The sequence below is a fragment of the Rathayibacter sp. AY1F4 genome (assembly GCF_002931775.1).
Lineage (GTDB): Bacteria > Actinomycetota > Actinomycetes > Actinomycetales > Microbacteriaceae > Rathayibacter.
The window spans coordinates 34,715-59,748 of the sequence record NZ_PSVE01000006.1; the positions used below are offsets into that span (position 1 = coordinate 34,715).

The window sequence follows — 25,034 nt, forward strand, 5'->3', positions numbered from 1 at the left end:
GGACGCCGGTGGCGCGCCGCCGCCGGTCGTGACTGCATGATGGTGACCGGCCGGCGGCGGTGTCAAGGAAGCGGTGCCGAGAAGGCGGTGGATGCCCGGCGCGGGCGTCCGGAGGAGGACGCGGCGCACGGATGCCGCGGATCTGCTGGACTGGCCTCGAGCAACGCAGCACGAGCAGGAGGGAGCGGAGATGATCCGGACCCTCGTTCCCACCGTCCTCGCGGCCGCCCTCCTCGCGGCCGGCTGGACCGCGATCGGACCCTCGCATCCGGTCTTCGCCGCGGTCGCGCAGATGGTCCTCACCAGCTGGGCGGCCCTGACCTTCGGTGCGCGCACGCGTCCGCTCGAGCAGTCCTGGTTCGACGTGGGTCGCCGCGAGCCGGCGCTGCTGCGGGTGCTCGGGGTCGGCGTCTTCGGCCGGCTGCTCGACGTCGTCGGGTGGAACCGCCTCGTCACCCGCGAGCGCGGCTTCGACGGCACGCGCGCGGGACTGACCGCTCTCGATCAGCACACCCGCCGCTCCGAGGCGGTGCACCTCGCGTGCACGGCCGTCGGAGTCGCACTCGCCCTCGCCGCGACGGTCACGGGTGCGACGGGCGGCGCCGGGTGGCTGCTCGGGTCGACGATCGCCGTCCAGCTCTACCCCGCGCTGCTGCAGCGGCTGGTGCGGGCGCGCATCCAGCGGGCGGGGCGGGCGGCGCGCGGTGCGCTTCACGTCGCGGACTCGGGCAGGACGGACGAGGCCTAGGAGGTCGAGGTCGCCGAGCGCCCCTTCCGGCGCGTCGGTGGAGGGCGTACGGTGAGGCGCCGCACCGCGCCGCGGGGGCGCACGAACCCTCTGCCGGACGACCTGGACCTCGTTGCCGGACGGAGAGGGCTTCTTCTCGCCGAACCGAGCCGACATGTAGCAGGGCGGCGTCGCCGACGGTGTCAGCGGGCCGCGCGCCGATGTGCGCGCCGCTTCTCCCCTCTGAGGATCAGGGCCGCGAGGAGCGCGGCGAGGAGTGCCCCGATGGTGTTCATGAACCAGTCGTTCGTGTCGCAGGAGCGGCCGATCGCCGGAACGCCCGCCTGGATCAGCTCGATCAGGGCGGACAGGCCGGAGACGGCGGCGGCGACGAGCAGGGGCCGGCCGACCGCGACCGCGAGCAGCAGGGCCCCGGGGAGCAGGAGCGCGATGTTCGCGAGGGTGTCGATGCCGTCGAACGGCACCGAGAACTGCACGGTGCAGAAGATGCGCGGTGTCCCGTCGGGGGGATAGACGGTCAGCGCGATCCCCGCGACGAAGGCGAGCGCAGCGAGGACGAGGAGAGTCCTCCTCGCGCCGCGCCGGTGGAGCAGCCAGGCGATCCCCGTGACCAGCGCGACCGCGATCCAGAAGCCGATCGGAACGAGTGCGGCGTGGTCGACGAGGAACGTGCTTATCACGGTGCTCCGCTTCGAGGTGTCGGGGTGGCGGGATCGGACGAGGCCTTCCGTTGACGGTCGGCCCGCTCCCTCCAGGTCGGCCTGTGTCGTCGGCCCGTCGGCCTTCGGCGCGAGTCAGCTCCGGAGGGGAGAGCCTGCTGCGTCGAAGCGGTAGCCGCCGAAGGCGCCGCTGAGCAGCGGGCGCGCCGTCGCGATCGCGGCCTGGACCCGGGGGAGGGCGAGGGAGGCCCGATGCGCCTCGGCGCTCTCCCACAGCTCGACGACGAAGACGGTGTCGGGCTGCTCGTCGTCGACCCCGACCTCGTAGAGCAGGCAGCCGGCGTCGACGAGGTCGTCGTTGTGCTCGGTGAGGACGGCGACGAGCTCGTCGCGTCTGCCGGGGACGGCCCCGAGGGTGCCGACGTTCACGAAGGTCATGCCGCGAGGGTACCGCCGAGGACACCAGCGGCGGGTGGCCGTCTCGCCGGTCGGAGTGCGGTCGGGACGTCACGCTGGACAGAGTCGCCGTGCTCCCGCCTGCGAACCGCAGACCGGTCGCGGTCGGCCCGAGGCCACGCCGGCTCGGGAGGATCGCGTCGCGAGAGAGGATCCCCGGTGGTCTCCGCGATCCCTGTCGGGTCCCACCGGCCAGGCATGGGCGTGCTCGGACCGACGGAGTGCGCCCGATCAGCCGGCGGGCCTGCTGAACAGATTGACGACGTTCCCGTCCGGGTCGCGGACGAGGGTGGAGCGGTTGCCCCACGGCATGGTGCTCGGCGGGAGCACCACGTCCTCGCTCCGGGGTGCGAGCTCGGCGAAGGCGCGGTCGACGTCGGTCACCTCGAACCCGAGCACGACGGACCGCAGCCGTCCGTACTGGAGCGCGAGGTCCTCGGCTCGCAGGGTGCGCTGCGGAGGCCGCTCGTCGGTCACCTCGACCGACAGCATCCGGTCGCCGCGGAACGCCCTGACCCCCTCCCGCAGTCGGCACCACGCGATCAGGTACCAGTGCTCCTCCTTCCCGATCGAGCCGAGCGGTTCGACGTCTCGGACCGACTCCGCGCCGCTGCTGTCGCGGTAGCGGAGCCGGACGACACGATCCGCTCGGAGGGCCGTCGCGAACTCCGCCGGGACGATCGCCTCCTCCTCGCTCTCGAGGAAGTGCACCCGGGAGGCGACCGCGCCGGCGCGGGCGGCCACGTCGTCCGGCAGGACCGCGAGCGTCTTCCGGGCGGCGGTCCTGGCTGCCTGCCGGAACGGACTGCGCTGCAGCGCGCTGAGGCCGATCAGCACCGCGACGGCCTCCTCCACCGTGAACCCGGCCGGACCGAGGGTCGCGGACGCGTCGATGACGTAGCCGCCCGTGCGGCCGGGCTCCGCCCAGATCGGCAGACCCGCCTGCTGCAGCGCGGACAGGTCCCGCTCGATGGTCCGCACCGACACCTCGAACCGCTCGGCGAGACGGCGCGCGCTCCGCGGCCGGGGCGAGACCGCCCGCAGCTCCTCGACGAGCCCGTACAGACGATCGGTGCGGTTCACCCGACCATCATCCGCCCGGGGCCGCCGCGAGCGGCCGCAGCGCTGGGCTCAGTACTGCGCTTGCTCGTGCACCTCGACCGAGCCGTAGAGGGGGGCGCGTCGGGCGTACCGCACGGCGTCGTCCCGGGTCGGGCAGTCGAGCAGGTAGTAGCCGACGAGGGCTGACCGCTCCTCCGCTCGGGACGGGGCCGGAGTGCCGCCTTCTCTTCGCGCCGCGGTCAGATCCGTCTCGACGGCGACGTCCCCGGAGGCGTCGGCGAAGCGTCCGGAGTCGACGAGGACGCCGTCCGCCTTCAGCGACGCGTCGTAGTCCGCCCAGGCCGCGTAGTCCTCGGGCGCATCGCCCCCGGCGTAGCTGCCGTCCGACCGCATCACGAGCATGATCTTCATCGCGCCTCCTGGTCCATCCGACCACCGTTCCCCCGGCGGCCGCCTCCGCGGTCGGATCGCCCCCGGGAACCGGCGCGCCGAGCCTCCGACCATTCTGGGTCGAGGCGACCGTGCGGGGAAGGGATCGCTACGGAGCGGGATCGTCCGCGTCGAGGGCCTGCTGGAGGAGCCGGAGCGCCTTCGGCCCGACTCCGTGGAGGGTCGCGAGACGGTCGAGGCCCACCCGCCTCACGTCGTCCAGATCGTGCACGCCCCCGTCCTCGAGCGCACGCGTGGCCGGGGCGCCGACGGCGGGAAGCGGTCGCGGATCCCTGCGTCCGACACGACGAACCGGTCGGCCACCCGACAGCCGATCCGGCTCGGCGCGGGTCGCACTCGCGACTCTGCGTCTCAGGGCGTCGACGAGTGCCGCCACCGAGGCGTCCGGTACGGCACGAGTGACGGCCAGGACGGTGCGCTCGAGGGGCGGGTGCAGTCCGACGGCGACCATCCCGTGCGCGAGGGCGCTCCGCGGGACGGGGGCGGCCCCGACACCGGCGGAGGCGAGGGCGGCGGCCTGCTGCACAGACCGGGTCTGGAGGGCGTAGGAGACGAGCACTCCGGCTCCCGCGAGCCGCTCGGCCAGCCAGGCGCCGTACCCGTTCGACGCGTCCACGCCGATCAAGCCTCCCGCCTCACCGAGCTCGGCCATGGGGAGCCGGCCCGCCGAGACCTCTCCGGCGGGCCGGCCGACGACGACGATCTCCTCCGTCCCGAGGCGCTCGACGTGCAGTCCGTCCACCGTCGCCGGCCCGGGGACGACGACGAGGTCGAGGAGGCCGGCGCGCAGGTCGTCGATCGAGGTGGCGGCGCTGGTCGTCTCGACGAGCTGCAGCGGCGTGCGTCCGTCGGCGTTCCACCGGGTGACCACGGGGACGAGGAAGGGCAGGGTGAAGCTCTCGGCGACGGCGAGCCGGATCGGCTGCTCCGCGTCCGCCGTCCGCGCGGCCGCCACGGCGCGTTCGGCGGCGTCGACGGCGAGGCGGGCGTGCTCGACGAGCGCGCGACCGTACCGGGTGAGGGTCGCGCCGGCCGGATTCCGGTCGACGAGGGGCACCCCGACCTCGCGCTCGAGGGACGCGACCTGGTGGGAGACCGCGGGCTGCGAGAGGTGCAGCGCGCGCGCGGTCGCGCCGATCGATCCGACCCGCGCCAGCGTCACCATCACCTCGAGGGCTCGAAGACTGGGCATAGACGGACCCTATCCCTGACCTCAGATATGCGACAGTCGTTTATGGACTGATGGTGTCCGTCCCCTGGTTGTCACGAACGAAGGAGCCGCACCGGCTCCTCGACAGGGAGGCACCATGAACGAGAAGAAGAACCGCGTGCTCGTCGTCGGAGGGGGATCCGGCATCGCCCGCGCTCTCGTGCGCGAGCTGCTCGAGAGAGGTGACGAAGTGATCGTCGGCGGACGTCACCCGGAGGCGCTCGGTGACGACGCGGGGGAGTCCGGCGGCCGGCTCCGGTCCGTCCGGATCGATCTCGCCGATGAGTCGAGCATCGCGGCGGCCGCCGATCTCGGGCCCCTCGACTTCGTCGTCTCGTTCGCGGCGGCGCACGCGAACGGCCCGGTCACCGGGCTGGAGCGCGATGCCGTCGTGATGGCGTTCGACGCGAAGGTCATCGGGCCGATCCTGTTCGCCAAGCACCTCGCGTCCTCCGTCCGGCCGGGCGGCGGCTTCCTCTTCTTCTCCGGTGTCGCCGCCTGGAGGCCGTCGGCGGGGCTCGCGGTGATGGCGACGACCAACGGAGCGGTCTCCTTCCTGGTCGAGGCGCTCGCGGTCGAGCTCGCCCCGGTGCGCGCCGTCGCGATCTCGCCGGGGATCATCGACTCCGGCGCCTGGGACGCACTGGGCGAGCAGGAGAAATCAGCGATGTTCGCCGAGACGGCGGCCGGGAATCTTGCTCGCCGGATCGGCTCGGTCGACGACATCGTGTCCGCCGTGCGCTTCGCCATGGACAACACGTTCGTGACCGGGACGACGCTGCACGTCGACGGCGGCGGGCGGCTCGCATGAACCGCCGCGCACCCCTCCTCGCCGTCGGTCTCGCCGCACTCCTCGCCACCGCCGGCTGCGCGAGCACGGTCGCGACGGAGGACCCGGCCGCGGCGGTGAGCGGCGACGACGGCCTCGTGCAGCCCGGGACCGTGCATCTGGGGGACTCGAGCGTCGAAGCGAGCCGACCCGTCGTCCTCCGCGCGCAACAGCTCTACTCCTTCTGGAACACGGGCGACGAGACCTGGCTCGAGCTCGCCGTCGACGACTCCTTCCTCGACCGCACCCTCCCGACGGGGCGACCCCAGGGAGTCGAGGGGCCGATCACCGCCTCGGAGCAGTTCCGCGCGGCGGTGCCCGACCTGGCGTGCTCGCTCGACGACCTGTACGTCACGGGCGACACCTTCACCGCGCGCCTGACCTTCACCGGCCACTTCACCGGCGTCTCCGGCGGAGTCCAGGGCCAGGGCCAGCCGATCGAGTTCGGCGCGATCGACATCCAGCACGTCGGCGCGAGGGGGCGGATCGTCGAGGACTGGCACCTCGAGGACGACCTGACCTTCCAGCAGCAGGCGGGCCTGCTGCCGGCACCCGCCTCCTGATCTCCCCTCCGACAGGCGACCGTCCTGCACGAGCCCCGTTCGACGCCGTCGTGGGCCCGCGATCGATGGTGGTCTCCGGATCCGGCGAGCGCAGGAGCGCGGGACGCTAGTCGTGTCACGGTCGTCCGCTCAGAAGGCGCGTCGTCCACCCGGCCAGCGCGGAGACGGCGGTTCGCGACATCTCGGCGCCGGGCATCATGCTGGTGAACCCGTGGAACGCGCCGGGCCAGACGTGGAGCTCCGCCTGGACTCCGGCGTTCCGCGTCGAGACGGTCGAATCGCCGTCGTCGAGCATCGGGGAGATCAGGGCCTCGGCCCGGTCCGTTCACCGGGGCGGGGTCGAGGGAGAAGCCCCTCCGCCGCGACGAGCGGCTGAACAGCACCTGCGGGCCGCTTCGAACGGCTGGCAGATGCGAGCACGTCGAGGGAGCACCGGTGCTCGAGGTTCACGGAGGGCCCCCGATCGACGTGTCGTCACTGGTTCACCCCCCCCCGCTCGACCCTCAAGCGGTTCGGACCTCTACCGTTGCACCCGTGCCCCTCCTTCTCGCCGACCTGCTGTCGTGAGAGCGCTCGTCGCCTGGCTCGAGCACCGCCAGATCCCGCTCTACCTCGCCGCGATCGCCGCCGGCGCCGCTCTCGGACTGCTGCTGCCCGCCGCGCACCACCTCGAGGTCGCGATCGAACCGGTGCTCGCGCTGCTGCTGTTCGCCACGTTCCTCGGGGTCCCGTTCGCCGCGATCGGACGGTCTCTGCGCGACGGCCGCTTCCTCGCCGCGGTCGGTGTGCTGAACTTCGTCGTCGTGCCGCTCGTCGCCTACGGGCTGTCCCGATTCGTCGCCGACACTCCGGTGCTGCTGTTCGGGGTCCTCCTGGTGCTCCTGACGCCGTGCATCGACTACGTGATCGTGTTCGCCGGGCTCGCCGGAGGGGCGTCCGACCGGCTGCTCGCCGCCGCACCGCTGCTGATGCTCGCGCAGATCCTCCTCCTCCCCGTGTATCTGCTGCTCTTCATCGGTCCTGCGGGGGTGGCGGTGGTCGACGCCGGTCCGTTCGCGCGGGCGTTCCTGCTGCTGATCGTGGTGCCGTTGTCTGCGGCCGGGCTGGTGCAGGCCCTGGCGCGCCGACACGTGTCCGGCCGGATCGTCGAGTCCACGATGCTCGGGCTCATGGTGCCGCTCATGACGGCCACGCTCTTCACCGTCGTCGCCTCCCAGTCCGGCGCCGTGGGCGCCTCGGCCGGCCGGCTTCTCGTTCTCGTCCCGCTCTACGCGGGATTCCTCGTGGTCATGACCGCTCTGGGGCTGGGTGCTGGACGCGTCTTCCGACTCGACGTGCCCGCGACGCGCGCCCTCGTGTTCAGCGGCGTGACCCGCAACTCGCTCGTCGTGCTGCCCCTCGCACTCGCGCTCCCGGCACCGCTGTCGCTCGCGCCCGTCGTCGTCGTCACGCAGACCCTCGTGGAACTCGTCGGCATGGTCGTCCTCGTCCGACTGCTCCCTCGGCTCGCCCGAGACCGAGCAGCGCGGGCCGGCCCGGTCTGAGGCGGACTCACCAGCGCCCGAGACGACTCGGGCCTGGAAGGGTCGCCCGAAGAGTCGCCCGGGAGGTGCTCGCCGGTCAGTCCTTCTCCGGTCTGCCCGCGCTCCCTGCGTCAGCGGGCTCGTCGGCCGGGGCGACAGGAGCTGCGGACTCGACCGCGGTGGGCTGGACCGCGGCCGATCTCGCCTCCTTGGCGGCGAGGCGCTTCTTCTGGGACTTGCCGGTGCTGAACGGGCTCACCCACAACCAGGAGAAGCGCCGCAGCGACTGGAAGAGGAACAGCGACGCCCAGAGGGAGAACACCGTCAGGGCGAACGGGAAGACCGTCGCCGGGCCGGTCGGGACATTCGTCTCGCCGAGCAGGGGGACGAACGCGACGACGACAGCGATCACGAAGAGGTGCAGGAGATAGATCTGGAAGCTCTGCTGCCCCATGGTGACGAAGATCTTCAGTGCGCGGACCTTGACGAGGTACTGGGAGCCGGCGATCCCCAGGACGATCGCGACCGAACTGGCGATCAGGATGACGCCCGGAATGCGGTTGGCGTCGAAGGCGACGATCACCGCGATGATGCCGATGTAGGACACTGCGAGCGCGAGCGCCTGCCAGACCTTCACGCGGGCGGCGAAGCGGTAGAACGTGCGGGGGATGAACATCGCCACGAGGAAGAAGATGAAGTTCTGGAGCACCCGGTCCCAGCCGATGTTGTCGGTGTCCAGCAGGCCCGTGGTCGTGGACGCGACGGACAGCAGCCCGGCCACCGAGAGCTGGATCCACCGGGGCACCTTGCGGATCGCCCAGGCGAGGATGCTGAAGATCGCGAGAGCCCAGATGAACCAGTAGCTGCTCGACGGCAGGATGGGGAGCACCAGCACGTTGAGCGGGTCCGTCGGTGAGGTGGCCTCCGACCGTGAGAACGGGACGATGAGGTAGAAGACGACCCGGATGAACGACCACAGCAGATAGAGGTACACCAGCGCGAGGACCCGGCGGCGCCACAGCTCGGCGAACGTCCACGTCAGCATCCGGGCGGCCGTGAGGCCCGCGATGAAGAAGAACACCGGCATGGGGAAGTAGAGCAGCACAGTGCGGAGCTTCGGGACGTACCCCTCGAGGCCGAAGAATCCCAGGAACAACGACGAGTGGTAGAGCACGACGAGACTGATCGCGACGCCCTTGGCGAAGTCGATCCACTCTCGCGACTCGGGGCGCTTCACGACGGCCCCTGCCGTGCTCGATCCCGTCATCCGTCGCTCCTCGCGTTGGCGCACAGGGCGCGATCACTCTTCACCGATTGCTGCGGATCCATTGCGCCCCCAAGATGCTGAATTCGAATCGGATGCGAATGAGCCCCGATTCATTCCCCGTACGGCTTTTGAGAGTACGGGAAAGAATCTGATCGCGGACGAATCGCTGGAGCATCGAGGCGGCCCGGGAAGTCCGGACGCCTCGCAGGCACCGGACGACGTCCTGTCCGTGGGGTCGGCCGCTCCGCGCCGGAGGGCCTTCGGCTCGGTTCGACCGACGTCGTTCGGACCGCAACCGTGGATCCCGGACGAATAGACCGTTCAGGAGTGCGCGGACACCGCATTCGTCCAGTTCTGGAGGCCCGGGAACCGAAGGATGAGACGAAATCGGCACCCGGTCAGGACACCTCGACCCCTCCGGCATACTCCATGACGTGAACGACGCCACCACCGCCCCCAGTCTCGACGGCCGCGAGTTCGTGATGACCTCTTCGACCAACAGCGCGGTCGACCCGGAGTCGCCGTCGCGGTTCCACTACTCCGAGCGCGACGGAGTGGTCTGGGGCGACTACGTCGGCGACACCGTGACCTTCGGCCGCTTCGTCGGCACGCGCACGGGTGACGCCCTGCAGGTCTCCTTCGTGCACCAGCTGATCGACGGCGGCACCCTCGTCAGCGGCACCGCGGGCAGCCGCGTCGAGCTCGACGGGACGGGCCTGCTGCGGCTCGTCGAGGAGTTCGAGATCGACGGCGACGACCACGTCAGCATCTGCGTCGAGGTCTGACGCTCAGCGCGCCGCGTCGCGGCCGTTCCCCGCGGTGGTGAACCGCGTCATGCCGAGCCGGTTCGTCGATCCGGAGCGGTCGGGGATGTCGGAGGGCAGCAGATAGGCCTTCCGCACCACCTCGTCGAGCACGACGACCGAGACCACCGACTTCACCTCGGGCCGGGCCGCGACCACGCCGGTGACGAAGTCGTGCACGCCGCCGATGTCGAGCGAGCGGACCAGGAGCATCGCGTCGTGCTCGCCGGTCGTGATGCAGCAGTACTCCACGTCGGGCATCTGGAGGATGCCCTCGCGGAACCGGTGCCACGACTGCGGGTGCACCGTCACGAACACCAGGGCGCAGACGTCGAGCCCCACCTTTCCCGGATCGACCAGGGCCGAGAACCCGGTGATGACGCCGGATGCGGTGAGCTGCTCGACCCGGTTGTAGACGCTCGCCCGCGAGACGTTCACCCGCTCGGCCAGGGCGGACATCGAGATGCGCCCGTTCTCGCGCAGGACGGCGAGGATGCGCAGATTGAGCTCGTCGAGCCCGCCCGCGCTTTGTCCAGCGACCGCACCGGCGGCCGGATCGGTGATCGACATAATCCACTCCTTCGTCACTGCGGGCGGCAGTTCGTCCACGATAGCGGCCCTCTGGAAACGGAGTGCGTCGCGATGTGCCATCGTTTCGCAACACGTCCAGCCGAACCCTCGCCAGGAGGCCTCCATGGTTGTCCGCTCCACCCGCACCCCGCGCTCCGCCCCGACGCGAGTGGTGATCGCCGCTGCGGCGGTCTCCCTCGCCCTTCTGGTGGCGGGCTGCTCCTCGGGCCGCGTCGACACCGCCGACGGCAGCAGCGCGACGCTCACCATCAACAAGGCGTTCGACCTGAAGACCGCCGACCCGGGCCGCATGTACGAGCCGACCGGCCAGATGGTCGACAAGGCGCTCTACGAGACCCTCCTCACCTTCGAGGGCGGCGACGTCTCGCAGGTCGTCGACGGCCTCGCGAGCCTCGAGCAGTCCGACGACGCGAAGACCTTCACCCTCACCCTGAACGGCGAGCACACCTTCTCGGACGGCACCGCGATGACCGCCGACGACGTGGTGTTCTCGCTGCAGCGCGTGATCGGCCTCAAGGGCAACCCCTCGTTCCTCCTCGACGGCGTCACCGTCACGAAGAAGGACGACACGACGGTGGTGCTGACCACCGAGAACCCCACGCCCGCCCTGCCGGCGATCCTGGCGAACCCGGCGCTCGGCATCCTGAACTCGGAGGTCGTGAAGGAGAACGGCGGCACCACCGACGAGACCGACACCGCCGAGACGTTCCTCAACACCACCTCCGCCGGCTCCGGCCCGTACGTGCTCGACACGCTCGACCTCGCCTCGCAGGTCGTGCTGACCGCGAACGAGAACTACGACGGCGACGCCCCGGGCTACGGCCGCGTCGTCATCCAGAACGTCGAGGGCGCGACCCAGAAGATCAACGTCGAGGGCGGCAGCGCCGACGTCGCGCTGGACCTCTCGGGCACTCAGGCGGAGGCGCTCGGCGACTCGGTAGCGGTGACCAGCGACCCGTCGGCGAACGTGATCTTCCTCCTGCTCAACCAGAACCCGAGCGTCTCGGCGATCACGTCGAACCCCGACTTCGTGAAGGCCGTGAAGGAGGCCGTCGACTACGACGACCTCGTCTCGATCGCCGGCAACGGCACCGCCCAGGCGTCCGGCGTCATCCCGAGCATGCTGCTCGGCGCCCTGCCCGAGAGCGGCGCGCTCACCCAGGACCTCGACGCCGCGAAGGCGGACCTCGCGAAGAGCGGCTACGCCGGCGAGTCCGTGACGCTCAACTTCCCGAGCGACATCAGCCTGAACGGCATCGACTTCCCGACCATCGCGCAGCGCATCCAGTCGCAGCTCAAGGACGCCGGCATCACCGTCGAGCTCGCCCCGGCCCCCGTCGCCACCGAGCTCGACGCCTACCGCAACGGCACCGAGACCATGGGCCTCTGGTACTGGGGCCCGGACTACCCGGACCCGAGCGACTACCTCGTCTTCACCCCGGGCGACGTCGTGGGCCTCCGCTCCGGCTGGACCGACGGTGCGGCCCCCGCGATCTCGGCGCTGGCCGACGCCGCGGCCACCGGCGGCAGTGACGACGAGCGCCAGTCGCGCTTCGAGGAGCTGCAGACCGCGCTGAACGCCGATGGCCCCTTCATCCCGCTGCTCCAGCCCGGCAACAACATCGCCGCGGCGAAGGACGTCTCGGGTGTCGTCTACAACGCGGTGTGGACCATCGACATCGCGGCCCTCACCGCGCAGTAGCCCGTGTCCACCACCACGACGGCCGTCCGGACCCCGCGTCAGCGCGGGGGCCGGGCGGCCCACCCGTTCCTCCGCTACGCGCTCCGCCGCGTGCTCACCTCGCTGCTGCTGGTGGTGGGCGTGACCCTCGTCACCTTCATCCTGACCAACCTCGTGCCGGGCGACCCCGTGGCGGCCGCCCTCGGCCAGCGCGCTGCGGAGGATCCGGAGATCGTCGCGCAGTTCCGCGCCCAGTACGGTCTCGACCAGCCGCTCGTCGTGCAGTACTTCACCTACCTCGGCAACCTGCTTCACGGCGACCTCGGCGTCTCCACCACCACGCACAACCCGGTGGTCGCCGACCTGGCGAAGGCGCTGCCGGCCACCCTCGAGATCGCCTTCGGCGCCATCGTGCTCAGCGTGATCATCGGCGTGCTGTTCGGCACCGTCGCCGCCTACCGGCGCGGAAAGGCCTCCGACCACGTGCTGCGCGTGGTCTCGCTGGCCGGCCTCAGCGTGCCGACCTTCTGGCTCGCGCTGGTCCTCTACTACGTCCTCTACTTCCAGCTGCGGATCGCGCCGGGATCCGGCCGGCTGAGCAGCGACTTCACCACGCCGCCGACGGTGACGGGCCTCTACACGGTCGACGCCCTGCTCGCCGGCCAGCTCGACACCTTCCTCGACGCGGCGTCGCACCTCTTCCTCCCCGTCCTCGTCCTGACGCTCTACACGGTGGGCCTGCTGACCCGGTTCGTGCGCACCGCGGTGCTCGAGATCCTCGACCAGGACTATGTGCGGGCCGCCCGCGCGAAGGGGCTGCCGAACCGCGCGGTCACTTTCTCCTACGTGCTGCGCGGGGCGAGCATCCCGATCCTCACCGTCGTGGGCCTCGCCTTCGGCAGCCTGCTCAGCGGCACCGTGCTCGTCGAGGCGGTCTTCGGCTGGCCCGGGATCGGCTCCTACGCCTACCAGGCCGCGTCGCACCTCGACCTGCGCGGCATCATGGGCGTCGGTCTGCTCATCGGCGTGATGTACCTGCTCGTGAACCTGATCGTCGACCTGCTGTACGGCGTGCTCGACCCGAGAGTGAGGCTGGCCTCGTGACGGATCCGCGAACCACCCGGTCCGACCCGCGCGACGGCGCTCCGGCCGGTCCGCGCGACGGCGTCGGTGCCGGAGTGCTCGACCCGGTCGCCGCCCCCGGCCTCCGCCTGCGCCGCCCCCGCCTGCGCCTGGGCCGCTGGTCGGCGCCGCTCGGACTCCTCGGCGCCGCCGTCGGCGTGCTCTGGATCCTCATCGCCGTGCTCGCCCCCGTCATCGCCCCTCACGATCCGCTCGCGCAGGACCTGCCCCTCCTCCAGGCGCCCGGCGAGGGCACGCTGATGGGGACCGACGCGCTCGGCCGGGACGTGTTCTCGCGGGTGATCTGGGGTGCCCGGGTCACGATCCCGCTCGCCCTGCTGCTCGTCGTGATGTCGGTGCTGATCGGCGCGATCGTCGGATCCGTCGCCGGATTCTTCGGCCGTGCGGTCGACGAGGTCGCGATGCGCATCACCGATCTCGTGATGGCGTTCCCCACGGTCATCCTGGCGATGGTGATCGCGGCCGCGCTCGGAGCGTCGCTCCTGAACGCGGTGCTCGCGGCGCTGATCGTGTCATGGCCGTCCTACGCCCGGCTGACCCGCGGTCTCGTCCTCGGCCTCCGCTCGTCGAACTACGTCGTGTCCGGCCAGCTGCTCGGCTTCTCGCCGCTGCGCTCCCTCGTCCGCGACATCGCGCCCAACATCGTCGGCCCGGTGCTCGTCCTGGCGAGCCTCGACATCGGCACGGCCATCCTCCTGCTGTCGGGCCTGTCGTTCCTCGGGCTCGGCGCGAAGCCGCCGACCGCCGAGTGGGGCTCGATGGTGTCGGACGCCATCCAGAACTTCGATGCGTGGTGGATCGGGGTCTTCCCGGGCCTGGCCATCCTCACCGTCGTCATCGCGTTCAACTTCGTCGGCGACGCCCTGCGCGACGCCCTGGACCCGCGGTCGCAGACGATCCGCGGAGGAGGCGCCACGCTGTGAGCGACGCACTGACCATCAGCGGGCTGCGCATCCGCACCCGCAGCCACGCCGTCGTGGACGGCATCGATCTGGCGCTGCGCCGCGGTGGCATCCACGGTCTCGCCGGCGAGTCGGGCTCGGGCAAGACCATGACCGCCCTGGCGGTGCTCGGACTGCTGCCCGGATCGATGACGGCCAGCGGGAGCATCCGCCTCGCCGACGACACCGGCGACGGCACGACGGAGCTCGTCGGCGCGTCCCGGCAGGTGCTCGGCGCGGTGCGCGGACGCCGGGTCGCCATGGTCTTCCAGGACCCGTCGACGAGCCTGCACCCGCAGCTCACCGTGGGCCGCCAGCTCACCGACCACCTGCGCCACCACCTCGGTCTCGGCAAGGAGGCCGCGCGGTCGAGGGCCGAGGCCCTGCTCGAGCGGGTGCGGGTGCCGGACGCCCGGGCCTCCCTCGGGCGCTACCCCCACCAGTTCTCCGGGGGTCAGCGGCAGCGCATCGCGATCGCGGTGGCGCTCGCGTGCGAGCCCTCGGTGCTGCTGGCCGACGAGCCGACGACCGCGCTCGACGTGACCGTGCAGGCCGGAGTGCTGCAGCTGCTGCGGGAGCTGGTCGACGACGGCGGGCTGAGCATCCTGCTCGTCACCCACGATCTCGGCGTGATGAGCGCCGTGGCCGACGAGGTGACGGTGATGCGCCAGGGGCTCGTCGTGGAGTCGGCTCCGCGGGAGCGTCTGTTCACCGCGCCCGAGGACGAGTACACGCGGGCGCTGCTCGCGGCTCTGCCCGGCTCGAGCTTCGAGGAGAGCCCGGAGGAGCTGGTCGCCGAGCTCGTCGAGGGGCACGAGAGGGCCGCCGCCGCGGACGATCCGGGCGTGGCCACGGCAGGCGACGTCGAGAGGGGTGCGCGATGAGCGCGGGAGTGGTTCTCGAGGCCGACGGCATCGTGGTCGAGTACGGGCGGCGACCGCCGCTGCGTGCCGTCGACGGGGTCGGCTTCCGGGTGGCGGCCGGCGAGGTCGTGGCGCTGGTCGGCGAGAGCGGCTGCGGCAAGTCGAGCCTCGCGCGCGCCGTCGTCGGCATCGAGAAGCGCCGCGGTGGGGACGTTCGCCTGAACGGCGTCGACGTGCCCGCGCTCGGACTCCGTCGGCGCAGTCCGGCGATGACCGGCGTGCAGATGGTCTTCCAGGACCCGAACTCCTCGCTGAACCCCCGTCGCCGCATCGGCGAGCAGATCGGCGACGGCGTCCGGGCGGCGCTCGCCAGGGGCGCCGAGGGCTCGGACCCGGCCGACTGGCTGCGCCGCGTCGGGCTCGACCCGGCGATGGCGAGCCGGTTCCCGCACGAGTTCTCCGGCGGCCAGAAGCAGCGCATCGCCATCGCGCGGGCACTGGCGGCGCGGCCGCGGATGCTCGTGGCCGACGAGCCGATCTCGGCCCTCGACGCCTCGACCCAGACGAGCGTCGCCGCGCTGATGCGCTCGCTCAGCGTCGAGGCCGGCGCGGGCATGCTGTTCATCTCGCACGACCTCTCGGTGGTGCGGCGCATCGCCGACCGGGTGCTCGTGATGTACCGCGGCCGGGTCGTGGAGTCGGGGGACACCGAGACGGTGTGGCAGAGCCCGCTGCATCCGTACACGCGGGCGCTGCTCGCGGCGATCCCACTGCCGGACGGGCTGGGGCGGCTGCCGCTGGCTCCGCTCGACGCCGACCGGGCGGCCTGGCTCGAGGAGCTGCCCGACGCGCTGGAGCGGACGGGCGCGTGAGCGCGGTGGAGGAGGTGCGGGCCGAGGAGTCCGCTCTCTGGAGCATGCCGAGGGCCGTGAACCGCAGTCCGCTCCCCGGGGACGGCGCGTTCATGACCGCCGGCTGGGCCGATCCGGAGCCGGTGATCGACCCGGACGACCCGGTGCTCGCTTACACCGCGGAGCGCCGGTCGCGACTGGCGCAGGCGCTGCCCGCCGAGCTGCTGATCATCCCCGCCGGCCTGCCGCGGGTGCGCTCGAACGACAGCGACCACCGCTTCCGCCCGGGCACCGACCACGTGTGGCTGACGGGCAACGGAGTCGCCGAGAGCGTGCTCGTCGTCGACACGACGGGAGGGGAGGCCGGCTCGATCCTGTACCTGCGTGCTCCCTCCGGCCGCGACGGCGACGAGTTCTGGCAGAACGACGCGCTCGGCGACCTCTGGGTCGGGCCGCGGCCGTCGCTCGCCGAGACGCAGGCGGCACTGGGCATCGAGACCCGGCCGCTGGCCGACTTCACCCGCGACGTGGAGCGGGCCGCGCGGCGGGCCCGGCGCATCCGCGTGCTGCCCACCCTCGACGAGAGTGTCGACGAGCTGGTGCGGAGCATCGGCGGGCCGGAGCTCGGACCGCACCTCGTGCTCAAGGCGACGCTCGACGAGCTGCGCCTGATCAAGAACGACTGGGAGATCGGACGGCTGCAGCTCGCCGTCGACGGCACGGCGCGGGGCTTCGACGACTGCCTCGAGGCGTGGCAGGTCGCCCGCGCGATGCCCCGCGGCGAGCGCTACCTCGAGGGCACCTTCGCCCGCCGCGCCCTGGTCGAGGGACAGGGGCCGGCCTACGGATCGGTCGTCGCCTCGGGAGCGCACGCCACGACCCTGCACTACACGCGGAACACCGGGCCCCTCGCCGAGGGCGATCTCGTCCTGATGGACATGGGGGTCGAGCTGCCCTCGCTCTACGCCGCCGACATCACCCGGACCTTCCCGGTCAGCGGGGAGTTCACCCCGCTGCAACGGGACGTGTACTCGATCGTCCTGCGCGCGCAGCAGGCCGGCATCGACTCCCTGCGCGCGGGAGTGCGCTTCCAGGACTACCAGGACGCGTGCGGGCGAGCCCTCACCGAGGGGCTGATCGACCTCGGCCTGATCCGCTGCTCGGTCGACGAGGCCATGGCCCCGTCCGCGTCGTACCACCGCCGGTGGAGCATCTCCCGCGCCGGGCACATGCTCGGGATGGACGTGCACGACTGCAACCACGCTCCGCACGAGACGTACCTCGGCGGAGTGCTCGCGGCCGGCCACACGCTCACCGTGGAACCGGGCCTCTACTTCCAGCCCGGCGACCTGACGGTCCCCGCCGAGCTGCGGGGGCTGGGCATCCGGATCGAGGACGACCTCGTGGTCACGGAGACGTCGTCGATCCTGCTCTCGGCGGCGATGCCGCGCACGCCCGACGCGGTGGAGGAGTGGATGGCGAGGTTGGCGGGCTGAGAGGTCGGGCGCTCGACGCGATCGGCCGACGCGGCCTACGGGAGCTGCGGGGGCGCGATCAGTTCGAGGAATCCGCCGAGGGCACCTTCGAGGTAGATGATGCGCGTGCCGGCTCGGGCGCCAGCGGTCATCCGGTGAGGTGTCCCGACCGGTCTCCAACCGTGTCCAGCGCAGAGCTCGAGGACACGATCGAGGTCCGAGACCGTGAGCGCGATGTGCACCGTGCCGACCTGTGCGGGCGAGCCGGCGGACTCGAGCTGTCGGGGCGGGTGGTACTGCAGCAGCTCCACACGGTGGGGGCCGAGGGTCACCGTCGCTGCGCGGATCACGGCTCCACGGACGCCGGTGGTCGCCGCCGTGACGTCGACGTCGAGCGTGAAGGTGCGCTCGAGCACGAACCCGAGACCGGAGCACCACAGCACCAGCGCGTCGTCGAGGTCGGCCACGGTGAGACCGGAGTGAGCGACGTCGGAGACGAGCGGTGATGCCATGACATCAGTATCGAGCTCCGACACGCCTGCCTGAGGATGTGCGGCACTCCTCACCCTCCCTGGGTGAGGCCGGTGATGAGGTTGATGGCGACGGCGACGACGAAGGTGCCGAAGAAGTAGGACAGCAGGGCGTGGGCCAGGGCTACGCGGCGTGAGGGGGTGGAGGACTGGGCGATGCTGCTCGCGCTGTAGGCCATCCCGGTCGAGAACGCGGTGTAGGCGAAGTCGCTGTAGGACGGGTCCTCGTCCTGGTCGAAGTCGAAGCGGTGGCGGTCGTCGAGGTAGTACATGCGCGCGTACGTGAAGGCGTAGACGGTGTTGACGAGCGCCCAGGCCGCGACGACCCCGACGACCGCGAGGATCGCGGCCGCGGATCCGACGGGGTCCTTCTGCTGGCTGCGGAGGAGTGCGACGACCCCGAGGACGAGGCTGAAGAAGGTGGCGGCGATGATGAGCGAGTCGACCAGCTTCCGGGACCGGTCCTCGTGGCGGGCGAGGTCGCGGGTGCGTTCCGGGCCGGCTCGCCAGGCCGTCGACCAGGCCCAGACGAGGAACACTGCCGCGGCGATCGCCCAGCCGAGCAGAGGCGACAGATCGGGGACCGCAGTGGACCCTGAGCGCTCGGGCCGGAGATCCTTCAGACGGGCACGATCGGCCCCAGCACATTGAGCGCGACGACGGCCACCAGCTGGACGACGCCCGCGGTGACAAATCGACCACCGAGGTGCGACGTGTCAGCGGGCCGCTCGGTCACCGAGCCGATCCGTACTGCTCCCGACGTCGTCCGGCACGTGAGTCAGGATGTCGCCCACCTGGCAGCCGAGGACCTCGCAGATGGCGTCGAGTGCTGAGGCACTCACACCATCCTCCTGCGAAGAGGGGGCGGTGTCAGCCGGAGAGGGCAGTGCCCGACAGCGGGTGGGTCAGTCGTCGTCGCTGTCGGGCGCGGGTGCCTGATCGGTGCTGGTGCTCGAGGTGGAGTCGGACCAGACGGCTTGCGCGCCGGAGTCGCCGATGCGGATGACGTCGATGGTCGCTCCGACGGAGATGGCGATCGCAGCGACGGCGAGCACGATTCCGACGAGGGGGCGGCGGGTGGTGGCGGCTCGGTCCTCGGTTCGTCGCGTGCGGCGGAACCAGAGCCACTGGACCAGGGCGACGAGGAACAGGCCGGCGGCCCAGGGGAGCAGGTGGTCGCCGAGCTCGGTGTGCTTCTCGAGGATCGCGGACGGCTCCGTCTGTCGTTCGAGCGCTTCACCGGCCTGCGTGGTGAGCGGGACGGCGATCAGCGCGGCGAGGGCGATGATCGGGGTGAGGATCCCGAACTTGCGGCGGGCGGCCGGCCAGACGCTGCCGAGGATGAGCATCAGTGCGGCGAGGGGGAGCAGGACCACGACGGCGTGCACGAGGAGCGGGTGGAGGGGGAGGCCGTTGATCTGCCAGTCGTTCATCGGGGGCGCCTTCGGTCGAGGGGGGGGGGCTGTCCTCGTGACGCTAACGCGCCCCGCCCTGCGCGCTCTGCCGGTGGACGTGTTCGTGTGAGCCCTCGAACGATCACTCGCCCGTCCTCTGAGCCGACTCCCCGCTTCACCGCCGATCTGCGAGGAGCCGACCGAGCGGAGTCAGGACGTGTGCCGGCTCGCCGGTGCGATCAGGCGGCGGAGCCGGTCGGTCACGAGAAGGGCACCGGCGGCGTCGATGGTGAGGACGTCGACGTCGAAGCGGTCGGTGACGGTGTCGAGCGTCCCGACGCCGCCGGCGAGGATCGCGGTCGCGAGGACGTCGGCGGTGACGATGTCCTCGGCGATCACGGACACCTGCACGAAGGGGACGTCGCCGGGCTCGGCAGGTCGGCGCCAGACGTGCTCGCCGCGTTCGGCGGTCCCGGAGGTGGCGATCGCGCGACGTCCGTCGCCGAGGGGGACGACGCAGAGCAGCGCCTGCCGGTCGCCGGGATCAACGATCCCGACCCTCCAGCTGCCGGCGGGCGAGGTGAGGACGTCGCCCCCGACATCGAGGAGCCATTCGCCGTCGCCGAGCAGCCGGGCCGCGTGCGCCATGGCGGTCGCCTTGACGGTTCCGGCGAGGTCGATGACGCCGTCCGGTCGGTGCGGGGTGAAGGCGCCGTCGGTCGCGATGCGCCAGTGGAGTGCTTCGGTGTAGGCGGTCCGCATCTGCTCGGACGCGGCAGTCAGCGCGAGCTCGCCGCGGGCGATCCGGGACGCCTCCGACTCCGGCCGGTACAGGCTGAAGCGGGCGTCGGCGTCGGCGAAGACGGCCTCGACGTCGTCCACTGGCGCATCGTCGGCGGCGCGCAGGCTGGCGACGGTGCCCATGGTCGTGAACGTGTGCACGGTCAGAGTCCGGCCTGGTCGATCGCCGATTGCAGGGAGGTGAGGTAGCCGTCGCTGGTGTAGGTCGCTCCGCTGACCGCCTGCACGTGCGCGGACTGGGCGGCGAGAACTTCCTGACGCAGGATCGGCGCGGCCCGATGGGAGATCGACACGGACCGGCCGTCCTTGTCTGTGAGGTGCACGGCGGTGACGTCGGTGATCTGCCCGCCGGCGACGGTGATCGCGACCTGCACCGTGCCGAAGCGGGTCGGAACCGAGGAGCCGGTCCAGGTGCCGTCGGCGGAGGCGGACGGGCTCGCGGTGGCCGTCGAGCTCGCGCCGTCTGAGGGGTCCGTGGTCGCGCCGGTGGAGGGTGCTGCGGGCGTCGACGGGGCCGGGGTGCCGGCCGGGGTCGGCGTGGTCGCCGCGGGGGCCGTCGGGTCCGTGGCCGTGGTGGCGCTGGTCCCGGTGGCGAGCGGGGAACCGGTGGCGCCGGCGGATCCCATCTGCCAGCCGCCGACGAGGACGGCGAGGGAGGCGAGGACGCTGGCGACTGCTGCTCGTGTCCTCACCAGTCGAACCTCTCCACGTGGATCTGCCGGTCGGGCAGGCCTGCCGCTCGCGCGTCGCGGACGACGAGGTCGGCCCACGCGGTGGGACCGCAGACATAGAGGTCGGAGTCGAGCAGGCCGGGCAGCGCGGAGGTGATCGTCACACCCCGAGCGACGGACTCGGCGGACATCCACGTCGCGAGCCCCGCGGGCCGGCGGCCGATCATCCCGAACAGCGCGCCGCGGCTGCTGCGCACCAGGGTCTGCGTCTCGTCCCAGAGGTAGGTCTGGGAGTCGTCGGTGGCGCGCAGCAGGACGGTGGCCTCGCCGAGTCGGAGGCCGCCGTGCTCGAGGAGCGCCCGGGCGGGGGTGATGCCGATGCCGGCGGCGATGATCGCGAGGCGCGGGGCGGTGCGGGCGACGTCGGTGAAGATCCCGTAAGGGCCCTCGATCGAGACCGCAGTCCCGAGGCGCAGTCGTGCGAGGCGGTCGGTCCCGGCTCCGAGTGCGCGGACGGTGATCCGCGCGCGGGTGTCGGTCGGGACGGCGGAGAAGGAGATCGGGTGCGCGTGCCACCAGGTGCCGCGGCTCCAGAACCGCCAGATCGCGTACTGCCCGCCGATCACGCCGAGGCGTGCGAGGTCGCGGCCGGAGAGGTGGATCGAGAAGACGCCGGGGGCGATCGTCTCGACGGCCTCGACCCGGATCCGGTGCCGCAGCGTCGCGAGCACGGGCACCGCGAACCGGAACCAGGCGATCGCCCCGAACGCCAGGACGTAGAGGGCGATCCAGTAGACGCGCTGCGGGGTGCTCTCGGCGAGGACCTGGCCGGCGGAGAGCTGGTGGGGGACGGCGACGAGGACGGCCGCGTAGCTGAGCAGGTGGATCGCGTGCCACGCCTCGTACGCGAAGCGGCGGCGCACGGCGACGAGGGAGGTGACGACGACGAGCACCAGCAGGGTGCTGCCGAGCAGCGCCAGGAGCATGTCGGCGCCGGAGTACAGGGCGAGTGTCTCGTTCCACAGCGTCAGCCCGTCGGTGAGGGCGTAGCCGACGGTGAGCAGGGCACCGTGCCCGAGGATCAGATACAGCGCGGGCTTGCCGAGGCGACGGTGCAGCGCCATCGCGGTGTCCTGGCCGAAGGTGCGGTCGATCCAGGGGATCCGGGCGGCGAGGACGAGCATGACCAGGATCAGGTCGGTGCCGACGAGGCCGGCGACGATCCCCGCGGCCGTGAGGGCTCCGGCGAGATCGGTGACCTGCGCGGGTCCGCCGGCTGCGAGGTAGAGCGCGATGGCGAGGGCGACCGAGACCCAGCTGGCGGTGACGAGAGCGTCCGCGGATCGCAGGCGCCGGCGCAGAGATCGCTCGCGGTCGGCCTGCGACCGCCGCACTGTGGTCGGTGCGTGGGCTGCGGGTGCGCTGGTCGGTCGGATCGTGGTGCTCACGGCGGCGCCCTCCGGTCGGTGTCGAGTGCGCCGACCCGGGTTCCCGGGGGCGCGCTCTTACCGTCGCGGGGGAGTCTTGGCGTCGGCTATGAGGGATGCGTGCCGATTCCCCGCCGGGGTCCGATTCATGTTCGAGGTCTCACATGTCACCGCTCGGGCAGCACGACCGTCACCCTCACTCCGCCGGAGCGGCGGTTCTCGATGCTGACCGAGCCGTCGGCGGTGTCGACGAGGGCTGCGACGAGGGCGAGCCCGAGCCCGCTGCCGCCGTCGCGGCTGGCGCGCGCCTCGTCGGGCCGGGAGAAGCGCTCGAACGCGTGCGGCACGAACTCGTCCGGCATGCCGTGCCCGGTGTCCTCCACGTGCAGCTCGAGGGTGGAGTCGTGCTGCTCGAGGAGGAGGGTGATGCGTCCTGCAGAAGGCGTCGCGGCGATCGCGTTCGCGCCGAGATTGTCGAGGATCCGCGAGAACGCGCTCACCGACAGCGGGTAGGGCGCATCGGCCCGCGCGATCGCGGTGTCGAGCTCGATGTCGGGGCCGGCGCCGCCCGTGATCGTTCTCAGCCGGTCGACGGAGTCCATCAGCTCGGTCTCCAGCTCGCTCGCTGTCGCGAGCGCAGCGACGGATGGTGCGGCGTCCAGGCGGGAGAGCTCGAGGAGGTTCGTCGCCAGGCGGGACAGGCGGGCGAGGGACCCTTCGGCGGCGCGGATCTCTTTTTCGAGGGCGTCCGCGTCGCCGAAGTGCCGGTGCGCGAGTTCGAGCTGGGTGATGACGACGGCCAGCGGGGTGCGGATCTCGTGGCTGGCCGCGGACACCATCTGCCGCTCCCGATCCGCGGTGTCCCGCGTCCGGGCGATGAACGCGTTCAACGTCTCCGCCAAATCTGACAGCTCATCAGCGGCCGGGCCCACGGGGAGCTCGCCGCCGTCCCGGTCGCCGAGCGACGCGGCGGTACGGCGCATCCGCTCGACCGGACGAAGAGCAGCACCGGTGAGCAGCCACGCGGCGAGAGCGGACAAGATCACAAGGGCCGCTGCGCTGATGAGCAGCGTCCGGTCCAGGGCCGCGACGGTGAGGTCGCTGCCGGCGCCGCTGCGCGCCGCCCACAGCTCCCACGTGCCCGCACTGGTGTCCAGCGTTCGCGAGACGACCGTGAACCGCACGTCCTCGTCGGTGACCACCGTCGAGGTGCCGTCGCTGCCGCTGCTGCGCTCCAGGACCTCGTGGACGTCGTGCGGCATCGTGTCGACGGGCACCGCCCCGCCAGGAGCGCGCGTGAAGATCAGGATCCCCTCGGCCGGCGGGTCGGGGGTCTCGGTCGGGTCCGATCCCAGATCGGCGAGATACGGAGCGAGGTCGCCCTCGGCGAGGGTCACCTCCGACGCGACGACGATGCTGCGGAACTGCCCGTGCAGCACGAGGGTGATCACGCCGACCCCGATCAGCGCGACGAGGAGGCTGCCGAGGGTGATCCGGGAGCGGATCGACAGGGAGCGCAGCAGCGTCACTCGACGCGCTCCAGCCGGTACCCCGCGCCGCGGACGGTCGTGATCCGCAGGCCTGTGTCGGCGAGGGCGAGCTTCTTGCGGAGGTAGCTGACGTACTGGTCCACGAGGGTCGGCTCGAACGTCTCCGAGGATCCCCACACCTCGGCGAGGATCTCTGTCCGCGTCAGGACCTCATCGAGATGCACCGCGAAGAAGCGCAGCAGGGTGAACTCCTTCACGCTCAGCGCGAAGGGGCGATCGCGGACCGTCGCGCGCACGGAGAGGGCGTCCAGGCGAAGCGCCCCGATCTGCACCACCGGCTGCGGGCCGCTGGCCCGGCGACGGATCTGCGCGCGGATCCGGGCGCTCAGCTCGCCGAAGTGGAACGGCTTGGTGACGTAGTCGTCGGCGCCCGAGTCCAGCCCGAAGATCCGGTCCTCGACGGCGTCCCGCGCCGTGATCAGCACGACCGGGACGGTGCTGCCCGACTCCCGCATCCGTCGGCAGACCTCGAACCCGGTCATCCCTGGCAGCATCACGTCGACGACGGCGACATCGACGTCTCCCGCGGTGAAGGCGATCAGCGCGTCGACGCCGTTGTCGACGAGCTGCACGTCGTAGCCGTCCTCCCGCAGTCCCCGCTCGACGAGGGCACCCATCTGCGGGTCGTCCTCGACGACGAGGATCCGGGACATCAGACTGCGCCGGACGTGCCGAGCAGCAGGCCGATCAGGAACGTCGCCGCGAGGGCCAGAGCGCCGCCGACGACGATGCGGATCATCGGGCGTACCGCCGGACTGCCGCCGACCCGGGCACTGATGAACCCCGTCGCCGCGAGGGCGATCAGCACCACGACGAAGGTCACCGGAACCCTCAGCTCCGGCGGCGGGAGCAGGATCGCCAGCAGCGGCAGCACCGCGCCGAGGAAGAACGCCAGCGCTGAGGCGCCGGCGGCGGCGAGCGGGCTGGCGACCGCTTCCTCGTTCAACCCGAGCTCCGCTTCCAGATGCGCGGTCAGAGCATCGTTCTCGGTCAGCTCGCGGGCGACCTGGCGCGCTGTCTCCGGGGTCAGGCCACGCGCCTGATACAGAGAGGCGAGCTCCTCGAGCTCTCCGGCGGGATCCTCCGCGAGCTCGACGCGCTCTTTCGCGATCAGCGCGCGCTGACTGTCGCTCTGACTGCTCACCGAGACGTACTCGCCCAGCGCCATCGATACCGCGCCGCCGACCAGACCCGCGACACCGGCCGTCAGGATCGGAGCCGTCGCCGTCGTCGCACCGGCTACACCCACGACGAGAGCGGCGACCGAGACGATGCCGTCGTTCGCGCCCAGCACTCCGGCCCGTAACCAGTTCAGTCGCCCGGAGATAGCGCTGTCGTGCGGCTCCGCGCGGGGCGAGGAGGGCGAAGGTGTGGACGGGGTCGACATGAGCGCCATGCAAGCACCCACCCCGCGGGAGCGCTAGCCAGGAGAGCCTGCCCAATCCCGTCGGTGCTGCACCGGCTGAGAAGAGACGCAGGGGAGAGGCAGAGCCCAGCGCCGGCCGGGAGCTACGGTGCGAGCACACCCCGGACCGAAGGAATCACC

At 71.7% G+C, this 25,034-nt stretch carries 29 protein-coding genes; 11 read left to right on the forward strand and 18 right to left on the reverse strand.

Going from position 1 to position 25,034, the window contains the following annotated elements:
* Positions 1-190 precede the first annotated feature (190 nt).
* A complete protein-coding gene (locus tag C5C59_RS05010; protein WP_104238889.1) occupies positions 191-748 on the forward strand; it encodes a hypothetical protein in 558 nt (185 codons plus the stop codon).
* Positions 749-930: 182 nt separating this feature from the next.
* Here the strand turns inward: C5C59_RS05010 and C5C59_RS05015 are convergent, their stop codons facing one another.
* From C5C59_RS05015 to C5C59_RS05035, 5 genes are all read right to left on the reverse strand, one after another.
* A complete protein-coding gene (locus C5C59_RS05015; RefSeq protein ID WP_104238890.1) occupies positions 931-1,428 on the reverse strand; it encodes a VanZ family protein in 498 nt (165 codons plus the stop codon).
* 114 nt (positions 1,429-1,542) lie between these two features.
* A complete protein-coding gene (locus C5C59_RS05020; RefSeq protein WP_104226533.1) occupies positions 1,543-1,845 on the reverse strand; it encodes a putative quinol monooxygenase in 303 nt (100 codons plus the stop codon).
* A 249-nt stretch (positions 1,846-2,094) separates the two neighbouring features.
* Entirely contained in the window at positions 2,095-2,946 is an 852-nt protein-coding gene (locus C5C59_RS05025) for a WYL domain-containing protein (RefSeq protein WP_104251231.1), read from the reverse strand.
* A gap of 48 nt (positions 2,947-2,994) precedes the next feature.
* Positions 2,995-3,336 carry a YciI family protein gene (locus tag C5C59_RS05030; RefSeq protein ID WP_181134825.1) on the reverse strand — a complete coding sequence of 114 codons (342 nt, stop codon included), beginning with the start codon at positions 3,334-3,336 and terminating at the stop codon, positions 2,995-2,997.
* Between the two features lie 127 nt (positions 3,337-3,463).
* On the reverse strand, positions 3,464-4,567 hold the full coding sequence (locus C5C59_RS05035) for a LysR substrate-binding domain-containing protein (RefSeq protein ID WP_104239505.1): 1,104 nt from the start codon (positions 4,565-4,567) through the stop codon (positions 3,464-3,466).
* A 115-nt stretch (positions 4,568-4,682) separates the two neighbouring features.
* On the opposite strand from C5C59_RS05035, the gene C5C59_RS05040 reads away from it, so the two are divergent.
* Together C5C59_RS05040 and C5C59_RS05045 are read left to right on the forward strand one after the other, a co-directional pair.
* The gene (locus C5C59_RS05040) at positions 4,683-5,396 is read left to right on the forward strand and encodes an SDR family oxidoreductase (RefSeq protein WP_104239504.1); all 714 of its coding nucleotides are present in this window, start codon (positions 4,683-4,685) and stop codon (positions 5,394-5,396) included.
* A complete protein-coding gene (locus tag C5C59_RS05045; protein WP_104239503.1) occupies positions 5,393-5,977 on the forward strand; it encodes an ester cyclase in 585 nt (194 codons plus the stop codon). Before C5C59_RS05040 ends, C5C59_RS05045 begins: the two co-directional genes overlap by 4 nt.
* Before the next feature lie 115 nt (positions 5,978-6,092).
* Here the strand turns inward: C5C59_RS05045 and C5C59_RS05050 are convergent, their stop codons facing one another.
* Positions 6,093-6,272, reverse strand: a complete 180-nt coding sequence (locus C5C59_RS05050; RefSeq protein ID WP_181134826.1) for a hypothetical protein — start codon at positions 6,270-6,272, stop codon at positions 6,093-6,095.
* A 268-nt stretch (positions 6,273-6,540) separates the two neighbouring features.
* Between C5C59_RS05050 and C5C59_RS05055 the strand changes: the two genes are divergently transcribed.
* Positions 6,541-7,521 carry an arsenic resistance protein gene (locus C5C59_RS05055; RefSeq protein ID WP_258062594.1) on the forward strand — a complete coding sequence of 327 codons (981 nt, stop codon included), beginning with the start codon at positions 6,541-6,543 and terminating at the stop codon, positions 7,519-7,521.
* A 76-nt stretch (positions 7,522-7,597) separates the two neighbouring features.
* On the opposite strand, the gene C5C59_RS05060 is transcribed toward C5C59_RS05055, so the two are convergent.
* The gene (locus C5C59_RS05060; RefSeq protein WP_104239501.1) at positions 7,598-8,767 is read right to left on the reverse strand and encodes an acyltransferase family protein; all 1,170 of its coding nucleotides are present in this window, start codon (positions 8,765-8,767) and stop codon (positions 7,598-7,600) included.
* 434 nt (positions 8,768-9,201) lie between these two features.
* On the opposite strand from C5C59_RS05060, the gene C5C59_RS05065 reads away from it, so the two are divergent.
* Entirely contained in the window at positions 9,202-9,552 is a 351-nt protein-coding gene (locus C5C59_RS05065; RefSeq protein ID WP_258062595.1) for a hypothetical protein, read from the forward strand.
* 3 nt (positions 9,553-9,555) lie between these two features.
* On the opposite strand, the gene C5C59_RS05070 is transcribed toward C5C59_RS05065, so the two are convergent.
* Positions 9,556-10,140, reverse strand: a complete 585-nt coding sequence (locus C5C59_RS05070; RefSeq protein WP_104239500.1) for an Lrp/AsnC family transcriptional regulator — start codon at positions 10,138-10,140, stop codon at positions 9,556-9,558.
* A gap of 124 nt (positions 10,141-10,264) precedes the next feature.
* On the opposite strand from C5C59_RS05070, the gene C5C59_RS05075 reads away from it, so the two are divergent.
* Genes C5C59_RS05075 through C5C59_RS05100 form a run of 6 tightly spaced genes read left to right on the forward strand, consistent with a single transcriptional unit; the run spans position 10,265 to position 17,136 of the window.
* Positions 10,265-11,863 carry an ABC transporter substrate-binding protein gene (locus tag C5C59_RS05075; RefSeq protein WP_104239499.1) on the forward strand — a complete coding sequence of 533 codons (1,599 nt, stop codon included), beginning with the start codon at positions 10,265-10,267 and terminating at the stop codon, positions 11,861-11,863.
* Positions 11,864-11,866: 3 nt separating this feature from the next.
* Entirely contained in the window at positions 11,867-12,946 is a 1,080-nt protein-coding gene (locus C5C59_RS05080) for an ABC transporter permease (protein WP_104239498.1), read from the forward strand.
* Complete coding sequence (locus C5C59_RS05085) at positions 12,943-13,908, forward strand: ABC transporter permease (RefSeq protein WP_244230527.1); 966 nt, start codon at positions 12,943-12,945, stop codon at positions 13,906-13,908. The genes C5C59_RS05080 and C5C59_RS05085 overlap by 4 nt, the downstream gene beginning before the upstream one ends.
* Positions 13,905-14,810: an ABC transporter ATP-binding protein gene (locus C5C59_RS05090; RefSeq protein ID WP_104239497.1), complete on the forward strand. Its 906-nt coding sequence runs from the start codon at positions 13,905-13,907 to the stop codon at positions 14,808-14,810. The genes C5C59_RS05085 and C5C59_RS05090 overlap by 4 nt, the downstream gene beginning before the upstream one ends.
* Positions 14,807-15,661 (forward strand): ATP-binding cassette domain-containing protein, encoded by an 855-nt coding sequence (locus C5C59_RS05095; protein ID WP_104239496.1) that lies wholly within the window; start codon positions 14,807-14,809, stop codon positions 15,659-15,661. The genes C5C59_RS05090 and C5C59_RS05095 overlap by 4 nt, the downstream gene beginning before the upstream one ends.
* The gene (locus C5C59_RS05100) at positions 15,658-17,136 is read left to right on the forward strand and encodes an aminopeptidase P family protein (protein WP_219813999.1); all 1,479 of its coding nucleotides are present in this window, start codon (positions 15,658-15,660) and stop codon (positions 17,134-17,136) included. Before C5C59_RS05095 ends, C5C59_RS05100 begins: the two co-directional genes overlap by 4 nt.
* A 35-nt stretch (positions 17,137-17,171) precedes the next feature.
* Here C5C59_RS05100 and C5C59_RS05105 read toward each other — a convergent pair whose 3' ends face one another.
* From C5C59_RS05105 to C5C59_RS05150, 10 genes are all read right to left on the reverse strand, one after another.
* A complete protein-coding gene (locus C5C59_RS05105) occupies positions 17,172-17,627 on the reverse strand; it encodes a VOC family protein (protein ID WP_104239703.1) in 456 nt (151 codons plus the stop codon).
* Between the two features lie 50 nt (positions 17,628-17,677).
* On the reverse strand, positions 17,678-18,268 hold the full coding sequence (locus tag C5C59_RS05110) for a DUF1345 domain-containing protein (RefSeq protein ID WP_308470941.1): 591 nt from the start codon (positions 18,266-18,268) through the stop codon (positions 17,678-17,680).
* A 93-nt stretch (positions 18,269-18,361) separates the two neighbouring features.
* Positions 18,362-18,487 (reverse strand): helix-turn-helix transcriptional regulator, encoded by a 126-nt coding sequence (locus C5C59_RS17730; RefSeq protein WP_181065426.1) that lies wholly within the window; start codon positions 18,485-18,487, stop codon positions 18,362-18,364.
* Between the two features lie 63 nt (positions 18,488-18,550).
* Positions 18,551-19,078, reverse strand: a complete 528-nt coding sequence (locus C5C59_RS05120) for a DUF2231 domain-containing protein (protein ID WP_104251232.1) — start codon at positions 19,076-19,078, stop codon at positions 18,551-18,553.
* Between the two features lie 171 nt (positions 19,079-19,249).
* Positions 19,250-19,981 (reverse strand): FAD:protein FMN transferase, encoded by a 732-nt coding sequence (locus C5C59_RS05125; protein ID WP_258062597.1) that lies wholly within the window; start codon positions 19,979-19,981, stop codon positions 19,250-19,252.
* A gap of 2 nt (positions 19,982-19,983) precedes the next feature.
* Complete coding sequence (locus tag C5C59_RS05130; RefSeq protein WP_258062598.1) at positions 19,984-20,532, reverse strand: FMN-binding protein; 549 nt, start codon at positions 20,530-20,532, stop codon at positions 19,984-19,986.
* A complete protein-coding gene (locus tag C5C59_RS05135) occupies positions 20,529-21,959 on the reverse strand; it encodes a ferric reductase-like transmembrane domain-containing protein (protein ID WP_104238923.1) in 1,431 nt (476 codons plus the stop codon). The genes C5C59_RS05130 and C5C59_RS05135 overlap by 4 nt, the downstream gene beginning before the upstream one ends.
* Positions 21,960-22,105: 146 nt before the next feature.
* Positions 22,106-23,467: a HAMP domain-containing sensor histidine kinase gene (locus tag C5C59_RS05140; protein ID WP_104238922.1), complete on the reverse strand. Its 1,362-nt coding sequence runs from the start codon at positions 23,465-23,467 to the stop codon at positions 22,106-22,108.
* Entirely contained in the window at positions 23,464-24,141 is a 678-nt protein-coding gene (locus tag C5C59_RS05145; RefSeq protein WP_104238921.1) for a response regulator transcription factor, read from the reverse strand. Before C5C59_RS05145 ends, C5C59_RS05140 begins: the two co-directional genes overlap by 4 nt.
* The gene (locus tag C5C59_RS05150; RefSeq protein WP_104238924.1) at positions 24,141-24,875 is read right to left on the reverse strand and encodes a VIT family protein; all 735 of its coding nucleotides are present in this window, start codon (positions 24,873-24,875) and stop codon (positions 24,141-24,143) included. Before C5C59_RS05150 ends, C5C59_RS05145 begins: the two co-directional genes overlap by 1 nt.
* Positions 24,876-25,034 lie beyond the last annotated feature (159 nt).